13 protein-coding genes are annotated in these 14515 nt (G+C 66.0%); 5 read left to right on the top strand and 8 right to left on the bottom strand.

Annotated features, from left to right (window positions below):
- Position 1 precedes the first annotated feature (1 nt).
- Genes AC1DXS_RS12825 through AC1DXS_RS12835 form a run of 3 tightly spaced genes read right to left on the bottom strand, consistent with a single transcriptional unit; the run spans position 2 to position 2455 of the window.
- Positions 2 to 679: an HAD family hydrolase gene (locus AC1DXS_RS12825; RefSeq protein WP_477737870.1), complete on the bottom strand. Its 678-nt coding sequence runs from the start codon at positions 677 to 679 to the stop codon at positions 2 to 4.
- Complete coding sequence (hda, locus tag AC1DXS_RS12830; RefSeq protein WP_477737871.1) at positions 676 to 1362, bottom strand: DnaA regulatory inactivator Hda; 687 nt, start codon at positions 1360 to 1362, stop codon at positions 676 to 678. The genes AC1DXS_RS12825 and hda overlap by 4 nt, the downstream gene beginning before the upstream one ends.
- Before the next feature lie 13 nt (positions 1363 to 1375).
- On the bottom strand, positions 1376 to 2455 hold the full coding sequence (locus AC1DXS_RS12835; RefSeq protein WP_477737872.1) for an AI-2E family transporter: 1080 nt from the start codon (positions 2453 to 2455) through the stop codon (positions 1376 to 1378).
- Between the two features lie 201 nt (positions 2456 to 2656).
- Here AC1DXS_RS12835 and purM point away from each other — a divergent pair, with 201 nt between their 5' ends.
- Positions 2657 to 3697: a phosphoribosylformylglycinamidine cyclo-ligase gene (gene purM, locus AC1DXS_RS12840; RefSeq protein ID WP_477737873.1), complete on the top strand. Its 1041-nt coding sequence runs from the start codon at positions 2657 to 2659 to the stop codon at positions 3695 to 3697.
- A gap of 28 nt (positions 3698 to 3725) precedes the next feature.
- Entirely contained in the window at positions 3726 to 4952 is a 1227-nt protein-coding gene (locus AC1DXS_RS12845; protein WP_477737874.1) for an MFS transporter, read from the top strand.
- A gap of 11 nt (positions 4953 to 4963) precedes the next feature.
- Here the strand turns inward: AC1DXS_RS12845 and AC1DXS_RS12850 are convergent, their stop codons facing one another.
- Together AC1DXS_RS12850 and AC1DXS_RS12855 are read right to left on the bottom strand one after the other, a co-directional pair.
- Positions 4964 to 5833, bottom strand: coding sequence for a DMT family transporter (locus AC1DXS_RS12850; protein WP_477737875.1), 870 nt, complete (start codon positions 5831 to 5833; stop codon positions 4964 to 4966).
- Positions 5830 to 6351: a hypothetical protein gene (locus AC1DXS_RS12855; RefSeq protein WP_477737876.1), complete on the bottom strand. Its 522-nt coding sequence runs from the start codon at positions 6349 to 6351 to the stop codon at positions 5830 to 5832. The genes AC1DXS_RS12850 and AC1DXS_RS12855 overlap by 4 nt, the downstream gene beginning before the upstream one ends.
- Positions 6352 to 6476: 125 nt before the next feature.
- Between AC1DXS_RS12855 and AC1DXS_RS12860 the strand changes: the two genes are divergently transcribed.
- Both AC1DXS_RS12860 and AC1DXS_RS12865 read left to right on the top strand, forming a co-directional pair.
- Positions 6477 to 7400, top strand: coding sequence for a LysR family transcriptional regulator (locus AC1DXS_RS12860; protein WP_477737877.1), 924 nt, complete (start codon positions 6477 to 6479; stop codon positions 7398 to 7400).
- A gap of 87 nt (positions 7401 to 7487) precedes the next feature.
- Complete coding sequence (locus AC1DXS_RS12865) at positions 7488 to 8471, top strand: ParA family protein (RefSeq protein WP_477737878.1); 984 nt, start codon at positions 7488 to 7490, stop codon at positions 8469 to 8471.
- A gap of 21 nt (positions 8472 to 8492) precedes the next feature.
- Here the strand turns inward: AC1DXS_RS12865 and metE are convergent, their stop codons facing one another.
- Complete coding sequence (gene metE / locus AC1DXS_RS12870) at positions 8493 to 10829, bottom strand: 5-methyltetrahydropteroyltriglutamate--homocysteine S-methyltransferase (protein ID WP_477737879.1); 2337 nt, start codon at positions 10827 to 10829, stop codon at positions 8493 to 8495.
- Positions 10830 to 10957: 128 nt separating this feature from the next.
- On the opposite strand from metE, the gene AC1DXS_RS12875 reads away from it, so the two are divergent.
- Positions 10958 to 11881: a LysR family transcriptional regulator gene (locus AC1DXS_RS12875; RefSeq protein WP_477737880.1), complete on the top strand. Its 924-nt coding sequence runs from the start codon at positions 10958 to 10960 to the stop codon at positions 11879 to 11881.
- A 25-nt stretch (positions 11882 to 11906) separates the two neighbouring features.
- On the opposite strand, the gene AC1DXS_RS12880 is transcribed toward AC1DXS_RS12875, so the two are convergent.
- Together AC1DXS_RS12880 and murJ are read right to left on the bottom strand one after the other, a co-directional pair.
- Complete coding sequence (locus tag AC1DXS_RS12880; protein WP_477737881.1) at positions 11907 to 12761, bottom strand: SirB1 family protein; 855 nt, start codon at positions 12759 to 12761, stop codon at positions 11907 to 11909.
- A 75-nt stretch (positions 12762 to 12836) separates the two neighbouring features.
- Positions 12837 to 14396: a murein biosynthesis integral membrane protein MurJ gene (gene murJ / locus AC1DXS_RS12885; protein WP_477737882.1), complete on the bottom strand. Its 1560-nt coding sequence runs from the start codon at positions 14394 to 14396 to the stop codon at positions 12837 to 12839.
- Between the last annotated feature and the right edge of the window lie 119 nt (positions 14397 to 14515).

Genomic DNA, 14515 nt, shown 5'->3' on the forward strand with positions numbered 1-14515 from the left:
ACTAGATAAACAGCTCAAGTATGCGCCATCCGCGCTCCGCCGCGAGCCCCCGCAGGCGCTCGTCCGGGTTGGTCGCGACGGGGTGCGTCGCCTTCTCCATCAGGGCCAGGTCGTTGAGGGAATCGGTATAAAACGTGGTTTCCACATCGCCCCAGGCCAAGCCGCGGGCCGTCAGCCATTGTTCCACGCGCGTGACCTTGCCTTCGCGGGCCGAAGGCGTGCCCTTGATCTCGCCGGTCACCCAGCCTTGCGCGTCGCGTTCAAGCTCGACCGCAATCAGCTCCTTCACATCAAAAGCGTCGGCGATGGGCCGCGTGACGAATTCGTTGGTGGCGGTGACGATGACCAGTTCATCGCCTGCCGCGCGGTGCCTGTCCACCAGCGCCTGCGCCTGGGGGGTGATGGCTTTTTGCACCACCTCACGCATGAAGCGGGCATGGGCGGCGGCCGAATTGGCAGCCCCCTGCTCACGGATGGCCTGGGTAGCGAAGCGCACGTAGTCGTGGATGTCCAGCGTGCCTGCGCGATAGTGCTCGAAGAATTCGGCATTGCGCCGCTTGAACTCGGTGCTGTCGCACCAGCCAAGCGCAATCGTGAATTCGCCCCACTCGTAATCCGAATCGATGGGGATCAAGGTGTGATCCAGGTCGAACAACGCAATCTTTTTCTTGACCGTCATTCACTCTCCAGCATGGACTTGATCAGGGGGATGGTGATGGCGCGCTTGGTTTGCAGGGCGTAGCCGTCGAGCTGGTCCAGCAGTTGCATGAGGCTGCCGAGGTCGCGCGAAAAGCGGGTCAGCATGAAATCCATGGCCTCGTCGCTCAGGAACACGCCGCGCGCATCGGCCTCGCGCCGCAGCACGGCGCGCCGCTCGGGTTCGGTCAGGGCCTGCAGGGCAAACACATGGCCCCAGCCCAGGCGGGTGCGCAAATCCTCGCGCAGCGCCAGGTCGGCGGGCGGCACGTTGCCGGCGGCCAGCACCCAGCGCGGCCGGCCGTCGGGCGCGCTGAGCGCGTTGACAAACCAGTTGAAGGCCGCCTGCTGCTGCACCGCGGTGTAGAGATGGCAGTCGTCGAGGATGACGGCCGCCCAGGCTTCGTTGAACTCGGGCGGCTCCAGCAGGGACGCGTCCATCCAGCCGCTGGAGGCGCCCTGCTCGCGCAGCGCCTCGCGCACGGCTTTGAGCAAATGCGTCTTGCCGCTGGCGGCCTCACCCCAGAGGTAGGTGGGCACCGGCGAGCGCAGCGTGTTGCCGGCCCACAGCTCCAGGTGCTTGAGCGCGGCCTCATTCGGCCCGCCGAAAAAATTGGCGAACGAGGGGGCCGAAGCCAGCCCGATGTCCAGCGCAATCTGTTTCATACCCGCCATGCGTCTATCCCGGCCCAGCCTTGTAAAGCCGGCTGGACATATAACTGGCCTTGATGCGGCGTATACCCACCAGCAGCACGGCGCTGGCCGGCAAGGCTATCAGCACGCCGACAAACCCGAACACCTGGCCGAAAGCCAGCAGGGCAAAAATCACCGCCAGCGGGTGCAGGCCTATGCGCTCGCCGACCAGGCGTGGCGTGAAGTACAGGCTTTCCACCAGCTGGCCTATGCCGTAGACCACGGCCACCATGACCAGCGCCTTGAGCGAGGCAAATTCGAGCAGGCCGGCCAGCACGGCAAGTATCAGGCCCAGGCCGAAGCCGAGGTAAGGGATGAACATCGCCAGGCCGGTGAAAACGCCGATCGGCACGGCCAGATCCAGGCCGAACAGGGCCAGGCCCACGGCATAAAACACCGCCATGATCAGCATGACCAGCAACTGGCCGCGCAAATACTGGCCCAGCACCGCGTCGGCCTCTTCGGTGAAGCTGTCGAAGCCGCCGCGCAGATGGGGAGGCACCAGTTCGAGCACGCGGGCGACAAACTTGTCCCAGTCCATCAGCAGGTAAAACAGCGCCACCGGAATCAGCACGGCATTGCCGACAACGGCCAGCGCCACGCTGCCGCCCAGCTTGAGCGAGGACATCAGCGAACCGAACAGGTCCTCGAAGTTGGCGTTGAGGTACTTGAGCACAAAGGCCTTGATGCTGCCCACGTCCAGCGCCACATGGATGCCGAACTGCGCGAGCCAGGGCGCCAGGCTGGTGTTGAGCCGGTCCGCCAGCAGCGGCACCTGTTCGCGCAGCACCGGCAGTTCCTTGGCCATGATGGGCACGATCAGCAAGAACAGGCTCAGCAGCACCACGATGAAGAGAAATTCGACGATGATCACCGCCACCACGCGCGGCATGCGGCCCTTGCCCATGGCGTCCAGCCGGTTGACCAGCGGCGTCAGCGCATAGGCCAGCACGGCGGCCACCACAAAGGGCGTGAGCACCGGCCCGAGCAGCCACAGCGCGAGGACGACCAGTCCAGCGATCAGGCACCAGGCGGCGGCGCGTTTTTGGGCGGTGGTGAATTGCATAAAGCCTTGGGTTGAGCTGGCCGGAGGAAGCCCGGGAAGGGCCTGAGAACCTGTTCTAAGCGGCCGGATGGGTAGCCTTTAGAATCTCAGGCTGAATTCTATCGGGCTTGCAGGCCCTTCCAGCGTCGCAAACCCGGCTTCCAGCCCCTCATTCGCCCCCCTACCGCCCTTACCGCCCCTACCCGTAGCAAAGCCGACACCATGACCACCTCCTCCCCTTCCCCCCTGAGCTACAAAGACGCGGGCGTCGACATCGACGCGGGCGACGCACTGGTCGAGCGCATCAAGCCCCTGGCCAAAAAAACCATGCGCGAAGGCGTGCTGGCCGGCATAGGCGGCTTCGGCGCGCTGTTCGAAGTGCCCAAACGCTACAAGGAGCCCGTGCTGGTCAGCGGCACCGACGGCGTGGGCACCAAGCTCAAGCTGGCCTTTGAGTGGAATATGCACGACACCGTGGGCATAGACCTGGTGGCCATGAGCGTCAACGACGTGCTGGTGCAAGGCGCCGAGCCGCTGTTTTTCCTCGACTACTTCGCCTGCGGCAAGCTCGACGTCGACACGGCGGCAAGCGTGGTTGGCGGCATCGCCAAGGGCTGCGAACTCAGCGGCTGCGCATTGATAGGCGGCGAAACCGCCGAAATGCCCGGCATGTACCCCGCCGGCGAATACGACCTGGCCGGCTTTGCCGTGGGCGCGGTCGAAAAATCGAAAATCCTGACCGGCAAGGACGTCAAAGCCGGCGACGTGGTGCTGGGCCTGGCCAGCAGCGGCGTGCACTCCAACGGTTTCAGCCTGGTGCGCAAGTGCATAGAGCGCGCTGCCGGCAAGGCACCCGCCACGCTGGACGGCAAACCCTTCAAGCAGGCCCTGATGGAGCCCACCCGCCTTTACGTCAAGAACGTGCTGGCCGCCCTGGCCGCCCACCCGATCAAGGCGCTGGCCCACATCACCGGCGGCGGCCTGCTGGAGAACATTCCCCGCGTGCTGCCCGAAGGCACGGCCGCCCACCTCAAAAAGGGCAGCTGGCCGCAAACCGAGCTGTTTGCCTGGCTGCAAAAAACCGCCGGCATTGACGACTTCGAGATGAACCGCACCTTCAACAACGGCATCGGCATGGTGGTGGTGGTGGACGCCGCCAACGCGCAAGCCACGGCCAAGACCCTGCGCGACGCAGGCGAGCAGGTGTATGAGATCGGCGTGATCGCCGCCAAGGGCGAGGGCGCCGCCGTCACCGTCGGCTAAATACCTCGGCGCGGCAAGCCAGACACCCATGCCGCAACCTGCCCCGCCCCCCGCAAGCCCTCCCCGCCGCCTTCCCGCGGCCATCTGGGCACTGGGCTTTGTCAGCCTGCTGATGGACATCTCCTCCGAGATGATCCACAGCCTGCTGCCCGTCTTCATGGTCACGGTGCTGGGCACCAGCCTGTGGGCCGTCGGCCTCATCGAGGGCCTGGCCGAGGCCACGGCCCTCATCGTCAAGGTGTTCTCGGGTGTGCTCAGCGACTACTGGGGCAAACGCAAACCGCTGGCGCTGCTGGGTTACGGCCTGGGGGCGGCCTCCAAACCGCTGTTCGCGCTGGCCGCGACCACAGGGCTGGTGCTCGGCGCCCGCCTGCTGGATCGCGTAGGCAAGGGCCTGCGCGGCGCGCCGCGCGACGCCATGGTGGCTGACCTTGCCCCGCCCGGCATGCGCGGTGCGGCCTTCGGGCTGCGCCAGTCGCTGGACACCGTGGGTGCCTTTGTCGGGCCGCTGCTGGCCATGGGCCTGATGCTGCTGTGGGCCAACGACTTCCGCGCGGTGTTCTGGGTCGCCGTCATTCCTGGTTTCCTGGCGGTGGCGCTGCTGCTGTTCGGCGTACGAGAGCCAGAGCGCGAACGCGCCCCGGGCGCCCCGCGCCTGAATCCCATCAGCCGCGCCAACCTCAAGCGCCTGGGTGCGCCCTACTGGCGCGTGGCGGTGCTGGGCGCGGTCTTCATGCTGGCGCGTTTCAGCGAGGCCTTTTTGCTGCTGCGCGCCATGCAGGGCGGCCTGCCGGTAGCCTACGCGCCGCTGGTGCTGGTGCTGGTGGCCATGAACGCGGTCTATTCCCTGGGTGCCTACCCTTTCGGCAAGCTGGCCGACCGCATGAGCCACAGCGCCTTGCTGGCCTGGGGCCTCGGGGTGCTGGTGGCGGCCGACCTGCTGCTGGCCGCCGGCAGCCACTGGGGCACTGCGGGCGTGGGCATCGCGCTGTGGGGCCTTCACATGGCCATGACCCAAGGCCTGCTCGCCACCATGGTGGCCGAAACGGCACCGGCCGACCTGCGTGGGACGGCTTTCGGTTTCTTCAACCTGGCCAGCGGCCTGGCGCTACTGGCGGCCAGCACCCTGGCCGGCGTGCTCTGGGACCAGTTGGGCGCGCCGGCCACCTTTGCCGCGGGCGCCGTGTTCAGCCTGGCGGCGCTGGCGCTGCTGGGCATCTGGCGCAAGTCACTGCGGCTACCTGTGGCCGCCTGATCCCCGCCGGATCAAGCCAGCGCCAGTCCCGCCACACCCAGCAGCATCAGCGCCGCGCCCAGCACCTGCGAAGGCTTGAGGGATTCCTTGAGCAGCCGGGCACCCACCAGCGTGCCTATCAGCATGGACATCTCGCGCACCGGGGCCACGTAGCTGAGCGGCGCGGACTGCACGGCGAACAACACCAGGCAATAAGCCAACGGTGAGAGCAGGCCGATCAACAAGATGGCCGTGCGGTACTGCCGCCATTGCGCGGCCAGCAAGGCGCGCCGCGGCAACACCCAGGGCGCGAGCAGCACCGTGCGAAAACCAAGGCCTGCGGCATAAAACAGCACCGGCGCCATGCCCAGGGACTTCACCGCCCAGCCGTCGACCACGGTGTAGCCGGCAATGCACAGGCCGGTCAGCCCGCCCCAGAGCACCCCGCGCCGCCGCCGCGCATCCCCGCTGCCGGCGATGCCCGCCGCGCCACCGGAGGTCATGAAGACGCCCGCCAGCACCAGGGCCACGCCCAGCCAGCCCAGTACGCTGGGCAGCTCGCCGAGCAAGGCCACAGCCCCCAGCACCGCGAGCAGCGGCCCGGTGCCCCTGGCCATGGGATAGACCACGGCGAAATCGGCCACGCGGTAGCCTTTTTGCAGCGCCAGCGAATACACCAGGTGCAGCAGTGCGCTGGTCAGGGCCGCCAGCCACATCCAGCCGTCAAAGGCCTGGGGGTGTTGGTGCCATGCGAGCAAGGCCACCGGCGCCGCCGCCACCATGCTGACGCAGCCGAACAGCCATATAAAGAGCAGGCCGCCGGCCGCGCGCTTGGCCACGATATTCCAGAGCGCGTGGCACACCGCTCCCGCGAGCACCAGCGCCAGCGTCTGCGCGCTCATGCCGATGCGCCGGCACCGGTCTCGGGCAGGCGGAATCGGCTATCCAGCAGGATTTGGACGCGCCCGGCCACGGCCTCGCATTCCGCTGCGGTGAGCGGCTCGAATCCCGACGCCCAGGCCGCCATGTCCTCCCAGCGCGGGAATTTGGGCGACTCGCCCCAGCGCCAGTCGGGATGCGCCGACCGCCGGTTGCGCCCCAGCACATGCAGATGCACGCGGCGATGCGCCTGCACGTTCTTGGGCCCGGCGGGCGGGGCCTGGTCGTTGAGCGCCCAGTTGCCCGCCTCCCAGTAGTTGAGGCAGCCTTCATGCAGGGTAGGCAGCACGTCCAGCATGGCGCGCCCCGTGGCAGCCACCAGGCAGGACCAGTGGGCCAGCTCCAGCGGCGTCAGTTCGCTGCGCTCCCAGACCGACCGCGGCGGGTTGACGACCAGGTGGCCGCCGTCGCGGCGGTCGCACAAAAGAGCATCGGGCAGAAGCAGGGTGCCACCGGGGCAGCTATGCAAAACAAGGGGCATGGAGGGTACAACCTTTGGCGGCAAATAATGAGTAAATATGATCAGTCGATGAACTGGCCAACCGTCATAATCCTTGATTCTCCTCATCGAAAAACTCAAAACCATGAGGAAAGTGGGCACCAATGATGAGCAAAACAGATGACTCGAGTCTCCAGGCACTGCCGCTCAACGCGGTGCGGGTGTTTGTGGAAGCCGCGCGCCAGCTCAATTTCAGCCGCGCTGGCCGCGTGTTGGGCATGAGCCAGGGCGGCGTCAGCCGCCATGTCGCCACGCTGGAGCGCTACTTCGGGCAGCCCCTGTTCACGCGCAGCGGCACTTCGGTCCGCCTGACCGATGCGGGGCGCCTGTACTTCGATACGGTGCAGGAAGCCCTGTCGACCATAGAGCTGGCCACGCGCCAGCTGGCGCAAGGTCAGGCCGGCGCCCGCCTCATCGTGCGTACCTCGCTGCCCACTTTTGCGATGACCACGCTGATTCCCGCCCTGCCCGGCTTCCAGCCCGAGGCCCCGGTGGCGGTGGACCTGGTGACCTCGCTCTCGCCGCCGGACGCGGGCGACAGCTACGACGTGCTGGTCACGCGCGACCTGGCCATTGCCGGCGCCGAGCACTGGCTGCTGGCCGCCGAAAACATCGTGTGCGTGGCTTCCCCCGCGCGCTGCCGCGAGTTCGCGCAGCAGCCCATCAGCCAGTGGCAGTTTCTGGCGGCGCAGTCGCGGCCCGATGTGCTGGCCGCCTGGTCCGCGCAGCTGGGCGTTCAGGCGGCCGGCATCCATGTCAGCGCCAGCTTCGACCACTACTTCCTGGCGATAGCCGCAGCGACGGGCGGCATGGGCCACCTGGTGGTGCCCGAACTGCTGGTGGCCGAACCGCTGCGCCGCGGTCACCTGCTGCGGGCATCCCCTGTGGTGGTTCGCGGCGACGCCAGCTATTCGGCGTATATCAACCCACGCAGCACATCTCCCGAAACCGGCCGGGTGTTCTGCCGCTGGCTCAAGGGCTGGCTCAGGGAGGCGCCTGAGCCCTCCTCAGCTGCGCTACAAAAACCCTAGCTGCGGGGACCGATGCCAATTGGCTTGCGCTGGACTTTTTGTTATTTCTGTATCAAACTGTTCCTCTGGTCCGTCTTTGGAGCATGCATGCCGGTCATCGCAGTCGTCAACCGCAAGGGAGGCAGTGGCAAAAGCACACTGGCCGCGCACATCGCCGCGTGGTGCGCACGCAATGGCAGCTCGGTCATGCTGGGCGACGTGGACCGCCAGCAGTCGGCGCGCAGCTGGCTCAAGCGCCGCGCCGCCGAACTGCCCGCCATCGCCCCCTGGGCGGTGGACCAGAAAAACATGCTGCGCGTACCCACGGGCATCACGCACGTGGTGCTCGACACGCCGGGCGGCATGCACGGTTTCGAACTCGCGCGCGTCGTGATGTTTGCCGACGCCATCATCATGCCGGTGTGCAATTCCATGTTCGACCGCGAATCGGCGGCGCAGTGCCATGCCGACCTGATGGCGCTGCCGCGCGTGGCCGGCGGCCGCTGCCGCCTCGCCACTGTCGGCATGCGCATAGATGGGCGCACCAGCGCGGCCAAGGTTTTGGAGGAATGGTCGGAAGGCCTGGGCATGCCCTTTCTGGGCGCGCTGCGCGAAACCCAGCTGTATGTGCGCAGCCTGGAACGCGGCATGACGATGTTCGACTTGCCGGCCAGCGCCGCCGCGACTGACCTCGCGCAGTGGCAGCCCATACTGAACTGGCTCCGGCCCACGCTGTACCCGCCGCAGGCAGCCAACGATGCGACCCCGGAGCAGGCGCAGGCAAGGACAGTGGCCAAAGCTCCGGCCCGAGTGATCGCGCCCCGGCCTTCGGTCGCCGCGACCCTGGGTGCCAGGCCGCTCAACCCGTCACCTGTACAAAAAGTGGAAACAGCTTCACGTCTGGGCAGTTCCCTGCCCGGCAGCCTGATGCCGGCGCAGGAATCGCTGCTGCACGGCGCCCGGATGTCCGCCCAGAGCACGGCCCGCGCCGTGGTCCGACCCGTCCAGGCCGCCGGCACGCCGGCCATGTCGCGCAACATGAATTCGCCCGACGGCCTGCAGATCCCGCAGTTCCTCAAGCGCGCCACCTGAGCCCCCCACCGGCCCCCGGCATCAAGCCGTGGCGAGTGCTTCCCGGACTTCGCGCGCAGCGCGCACCATATTGCCCAATGCCGCCTCGGTCTCCGGCCAGCCGCGGGTCTTCAAGCCGCAGTCTGGGTTGATCCAGAGGTTCTCCGCCGGGATCACCGCAGCCGCCTTGCGCAGCAAGCGCACCATCTCGTCCACCGTGGGCACGCGCGGCGAATGGATGTCGTAGACGCCGGGGCCTATCTCGTTCGGATACTTGAAGTCGCCGAAGCCGCGCAGCAGCTCCATGTCGGAGCGGCTGGTTTCAATCGTGATCACATCGGCGTCCATGGCCGCGATTTCCGGCAGGATGTCGTTGAATTCCGAGTAGCACATGTGGGTGTGGATCTGCGTTTCGTCGGCCACGCCGCTGGCGCTGATGCGAAAGGCACGCGTGGCCCATTCCAGGTAAGGCTTCCAGCCGGCGCGGCGCAGCGGCAGGCCTTCACGTATCGCCGGCTCGTCGATCTGGATGATGCCTATGCCCGCGCCCTCCAGGTCCACCACCTCGTCACGTATCGCCCAGGCGATCTGCTGGGCGGTCAGGCTGCGCGGCTGGTCGTCGCGCACAAAAGACCATTGCAGGATGGTGATGGGGCCGGTCAGCATTCCCTTCATGGGCCGCTTGCTCAGGCTCTGCGCATACACCGTCCAGGCCACTGTCATGGCTGCGGGGCGGGCCACGTCGCCGTAAATCACCGGCGGCTTCACGCAGCGTGAGCCGTAGGACTGCACCCAGCCGTTAGCCGTGAAGGCAAAACCGTCGAGCTGCTCGCCGAAATACTCGACCATGTCGTTGCGCTCGGCTTCGCCGTGCACCAGCACGTCCAGGCCCAGGGCTTCCTGCTTGCGCACCGCGAGCATGATCTCGGCCTGCATTTTTTCAGCGTACGCCGACCTGCCGATTTCACCTCGCTTGAAGGCTGCCCGCGCGGCGCGTATCTCGGCGGTCTGCGGGAACGAGCCWATGGATGTGGTCGGGAACAGCGGCAATGCAAAGCGTTTGCGCTGCACCTGCTGGCGTTGGCTGAAAGGCGAAAGCCGCTGGTCGGCGCCTGCGGCGGCCTGGGCCAGCCGCGCCGCCACGGTGGCGCGGTGCACGCGCGGGCTGCTGCGGCGTGCCTGCGCGGCCAGGCGGGCGGCAGTCAGCTCTGCTTTCACGGACTCTTCGCGGCCTTCCAGCGCGGCTTTCAGCATGCGCAACTCAAACAGCTTTTCCACCGCGAAGGCCAGCCAGGACTTGAGTTCGGTGTCTAGCTTGTCTTCGGCCTGCAGGCTGTAAGGCACGTGCAGCAGCGAGCACGAAGGCGCCAGCCAGAGCTCGCCCTGGTGTTTTTCGGCCACCGGCCGCAGCCTGGCCAGGGCGGCATCCGGGTCCGTGCGCCAGATATTGCGGCCGTCGACGATGCCTACCGACAGCACTTTGTGGCTCGGCAGCCAGTCGGCCACGCCCACCAGCTCTTCGGGGGCGCGCACCGCATCCACATGCAGGCCCGCGACCGGCAGTTGGCAGGCCATGCGCAGGTTGTCCTGCAAAGGGGAAAAATAGGTGGCCAGCATGAGCTTGACGCCTTTGCGCGAAAGCCGCCAATAGCTCGATTCAAAGGCCTGGCTCCACACGGGCGGCAAGTCAAGGCCGAGGATCGGTTCGTCCATCTGCACCCACTCCACGCCCTGGGCCTTGAGGCGCGCGAGGATTTGTTCGTACACGGGCAAGAGCGTGTCCAGCAGGCTGAAGCGGTCGAAGCCCGGTGCCTTTTCCTTGCCCAGCCACAAAAAGCTCAGCGGCCCCAGCAGCACCGCCTTGACGGCATGGCCGGCACCTTGGGCCTGGGCGACCTCCTCAAACAAGCGCTCCGAGGCCAGGCTGAATTGGGTGTCCGGGCCGAACTCCGGCACCAGGTAGTGGTAGTTGGTGTCAAACCATTTGGTCATTTCGAGTGCGAAGCTGCCGCCGCCGGCGCTGCCTTCAGCGCAGCCGCAGTCCGCACTGTGGGTATGGCCCGCGCCCGCATTCACGCCGCGCGCCATCGCGAAGTAGCGGTTCAGCGCGGGCTCCTGGCCGGTAAAACCAAAGCGCGTCGGCTCGCAGCCCAGCATCTGGATGTGGTTGGCCACATGGTCGTAAAACGCGAAGTCGCCCACTGTCACGAAGTCCAGCCCCGCGTCCTTCTGCAACGCCCAATGGCGTTCGCGCAACTCGGCGCCCACGGCTTTCAGCGCCGGCAGGTCTATCTCGCCGCGCCAGTGTTTTTCAAGTGCGAATTTCAGTTCCCGGTGCGCGCCCATGCGCGGAAAACCCAGGGTGTGTGTATGGACCATGCAAGCTATCTCCCGATTGCGAAATCAATGAATCAATAAAAGAACGCAATGGTCCGCCGGATTCAACTATTATTCAAACGAAAGATATTGCCTTTCAACATGAAAATAATTGATTCACGTAATTCACCATGACGCTATCGATTCTTGAACTGCGCCACCTGCGCACCCTGACGGCCCTGCGCGACAGCGGCAGCCTGGTGCGCGCCGCACAGTTGCTCAACCTCACCCAGTCGGCACTGTCACACCAGGTCAAGCTGCTCGAAGACCGCTACGGCGCCGCGCTGTTCGAGCGCAAGTCCGTGCCACCGCAGTTCAGCACCACGGGCCAGCGCCTGCTGGCCCTGGCCGACGCCGTGATTCCGCAGATCGAAGAAGCCGAGCGCGACGTGGCCCGCCTGGCGACCGGCCGCACCGGCCAGTTGCGCATCGCGGTTGAATGCCACACCTGCTTTGACTGGCTCATGCCCGCGATGGACGCCTTTCGCACACGCTGGCCCGAGGTCGAACTCGACATCGTTTCCGGCTTTCACCCCGATCCGATTGCCCTGGTGCTGCAGGACCGCGCCGACATCGCCATCGTGGCGGAGGCCGACGCCAGCGAAGCGGTGGAATTTCACCCGCTGTTCCGTTTCGAAATCATGGCCCTGCTTGCCAATGGCCATGCCCTCGCCGCAAAGCCCCATCTCACGGCGAAGGATTTCGCCAACGAAACCCTGATCACCTACCCCGTGCCCGATGAAATGCTGGACATCGTGCGCCAGGTGCTGGAGCCGGCCGGCATCAAACCCACCCGGCGCACCACCGAACTCACCATCGCCATGCTGCAACTGGTGGCCAGCGGCCGCGGCATCGCCACCCTGCCGAAGTGGGCGGTGCAAAGTTACCTGGATCGGGGGTATGTGACGGCGCGGCCTGTGGGCAAGAAGGGCCTGACGGGACGGCTTTACGTAGCGTGCACAGCGACGACTTCGGCCAGGCCCTGGCTCGCGGATTTTGTGTCGATCACACGCGAGAGCTGCTTTCTCACGCTCAGTGAGATTGAGCTGCTCTAGAAAATAAAGAGATGAGCCCGCAAGCTCAGTAGCGGCCCTGGCGCAGTTGGGCCAGGCGCTCGGCCATCGCATCGATGTCGAGCGCGTCCTCGGCATTGGCCAGATAAATTTCCAGGTCAAGCATCGCGCGCTCGGGCTCGCCGTGGGCGGCCCAGGCCAGGCCGCGGTCGCGGTATTCGGTCCAGGCTTCGGGCTGCAGCACGATGAGCCGGTCCTGCACCGGAATCAGGCGCTGCCAGTCTTCCTGGGTCTTGTGGATTTCCTTGAGGTTGCGCAGCATGCGGCTGATGATCTCGCGCGGCGCCGCCGACTGCAGGTACAGGCCCATGGGCACCTCGAAGTCTTCGCCCGCACCGCTGCCCTGCTGCCGGAAAGGCTCGAGCCGTTCGGATAATTCTTCACGGCTCAGCGACTGGCCGCTGAACGGGTCTATCACCACCTGGCCCTTGGGCAGGTTGACTTTGACCATGAAGTGCCCCGGAAAGGCGACCCCGCGCGCATTGAGGCCCAGGCCCAGGGCCAACTCCAGCCACAGCACGGCCAGCGTGATGGGAATGCCGCGGCGCGTGCGCAGCACGGCGTTGAGGTAACTGTTGTCGGGGTCGTAGTAGTCGTTGACGTTGCCGCCGAAGTTCAGGTCGTGGAAAAAGAACTGGTTCAGTGCGCGCAAGCGCTGCAGGGCGGGAGCATCGGCGGGCAGGCGGCGCTTGAGGCGGGCCAGAAGCTGGTCGACATCGCCCAGCACCTGCTGCACGTCGAGGTCGGGGTATTCGTCCTGGGCCAGGCTGATGGCCGCCTCCAGGAGGGGAAAGTGCTCGTCGCTTTCCACCAGGCTGGAGAAGTATTGCAATGGTGACGGTACGGCCAGATTTAATTGCATGGCCCCTACTTTCTCATAAACCGGCGCAAAAAGGCATACGGAAAACGCCGCTCGGAGCCCCAGGCACGCCGCCCGTCAATGCTTCAGGAGCTTTGTGACCTTCAGGCCGGACACCCACAGCGCCGCGAAATACAGCACGGCCGATGCCAGCAACACCAGCGCCAGCCACCCGATACGCTCCAGGTTATGGCCTTTCAGGCCGACCCAGTTGACCGCGCCGGTGGCCCACAGCAAAAAGGCGGCCAGCAAGGCGCTGGCGCCGCACACCTGCAATGCAAACTTGCCCCAACCGGGCAGCGGTTTGTAACTTCCGCGCTTGAGCAGCCCCAGCAACAGCCACAAGGCGTTGACCAGCGCGCCGATGGCGATGGAAAGCGTCAGGGCCGCATGTTGCAGCCGGGGCACCAGGAAGAAATTGAGCACTTGCGTGAGCACCAGAACACAGACGGCGATCTGCATGGGTGTGCGCATGTCGTGCCTGGCATAAAACCCCGGGGCCAGCACCTTGATGGCCACGATGCCCATCAGCCCCACGCCATAGCTGCTTAATGCGGCCGTCGTGCGCTGGACGTCCAGGTCGCTGAAGGCGCCATAGTGGTACAGCACCGCGACGAGTGGCTGCGAGAAAGCCAGCAAGGCTACGGCGCAGGGTACCGACAGCAGAACCACCAGGCGCAGGCCCCAGTCGAGCATGGCGGAGTAGCGTTCCTCATCCTGGCTGCCGCGCGCCGCGGCCAGTTGCGGCATCAGCACCACGCCCAAAGCGACACCCAGCATGGCGGTGGGAAACTCCATGAGCCGGTCGGCATAGGTGATCCAGCTCACGCTGCCGGTGGCCAGGTGCGAGGCGATCTGGGTGTTGATCAGCAGCGAAATCTGCGCGACGCTCACGCCCAGCAAGGCCGGCAGCATCAGGCCCAGCACCTTGCGCGTGCCCGGGTCGTTCCACGCATTGCGCAAAGCCGCGAAGCTGGCGCCTATACGCGGCAGCAAACCCAGCCTGCGCAGCGCAGGCAGTTGCAGGCCCAGTTGCAGGATGCCGCCCACCATCACCCCCACGCACTGGGCATAGATCGGCTCTATGCCGTGCCGGGCAAACCAGGGCGCACCCAGCGTGATCGAGCCTATCAGCGCCACATTCAGCAGCACGGGCGAGGCGGCGGGCACCGCAAAGCGCTTCCAGGTGTTGAGGATGCCGCCGGCCAGCGCGACCAGCGACATGAAACCAATGTAAGGAAACATCCACCGGGTCATCACCACGGCGGCGTGGTAGCCCTGCGGCTTCAAGCCGCTGGCCATGGCCCAGACCATCAGCGGCGCGGCCAGCACGCCCGCCACGCACAGCAGGACCAGCGTCCAGGTCAGCAGGGTCGCAACGTGGTCAATCAGCTGTTTGGCGCCCTCTTCCCCTTGCTCTGCCTTGCAGGACGCCAATACCGGCACAAAAGCCTGGCTGAAAGCCCCCTCGCCGAGCACCCGCCGGAACAGGTTGGGTATGCGGAAAGCGACGTTAAAGGCGTCGGTCATGGCGCTGACGCCAAACACCGAGGCCATCAGCAGGTCCCGGACCAGGCCCGTGACGCGCGAGGCCAGGGTCAGCAGGGAAACGGTGGAGGCGGCTTTGAATAATGACACCCCGGGAGTTTATGCGGCCAAAAGCCAAGAACCCGATAAAGTTTGCCGCTAGGACGGCCTAATCCAGGCGCGATGCGAAGCGAGCCGCGTAAAACCAAGTTAGAGACGCGGAGCCGGCT

Source organism: Polaromonas sp. P3_B1 (assembly GCF_056402935.1).

What these genes read in the sequence shown, in the direction of transcription:
- AC1DXS_RS12825 (WP_477737870.1), bottom strand. Translation starts at nt 679, where the DNA reads ATGACGGTCAAGAAAAAGATTGCGTTGTTCGACCTGGATCACACCTTG.
- hda (WP_477737871.1), bottom strand. Translation starts at nt 1,362, where the DNA reads ATGAAACAGATTGCGCTGGACATCGGGCTGGCTTCGGCCCCCTCGTTC.
- AC1DXS_RS12835 (WP_477737872.1), bottom strand. Translation starts at nt 2,455, where the DNA reads ATGCAATTCACCACCGCCCAAAAACGCGCCGCCGCCTGGTGCCTGATC.
- purM (WP_477737873.1), top strand. Translation starts at nt 2,657, where the DNA reads ATGACCACCTCCTCCCCTTCCCCCCTGAGCTACAAAGACGCGGGCGTC.
- AC1DXS_RS12845 (WP_477737874.1), top strand. Translation starts at nt 3,726, where the DNA reads ATGCCGCAACCTGCCCCGCCCCCCGCAAGCCCTCCCCGCCGCCTTCCC.
- AC1DXS_RS12850 (WP_477737875.1), bottom strand. Translation starts at nt 5,833, where the DNA reads ATGAGCGCGCAGACGCTGGCGCTGGTGCTCGCGGGAGCGGTGTGCCAC.
- AC1DXS_RS12855 (WP_477737876.1), bottom strand. Translation starts at nt 6,351, where the DNA reads ATGCCCCTTGTTTTGCATAGCTGCCCCGGTGGCACCCTGCTTCTGCCC.
- AC1DXS_RS12860 (WP_477737877.1), top strand. Translation starts at nt 6,477, where the DNA reads ATGAGCAAAACAGATGACTCGAGTCTCCAGGCACTGCCGCTCAACGCG.
- AC1DXS_RS12865 (WP_477737878.1), top strand. Translation starts at nt 7,488, where the DNA reads ATGCCGGTCATCGCAGTCGTCAACCGCAAGGGAGGCAGTGGCAAAAGC.
- AC1DXS_RS12875 (WP_477737880.1), top strand. Translation starts at nt 10,958, where the DNA reads ATGACGCTATCGATTCTTGAACTGCGCCACCTGCGCACCCTGACGGCC.
- AC1DXS_RS12880 (WP_477737881.1), bottom strand. Translation starts at nt 12,761, where the DNA reads ATGCAATTAAATCTGGCCGTACCGTCACCATTGCAATACTTCTCCAGC.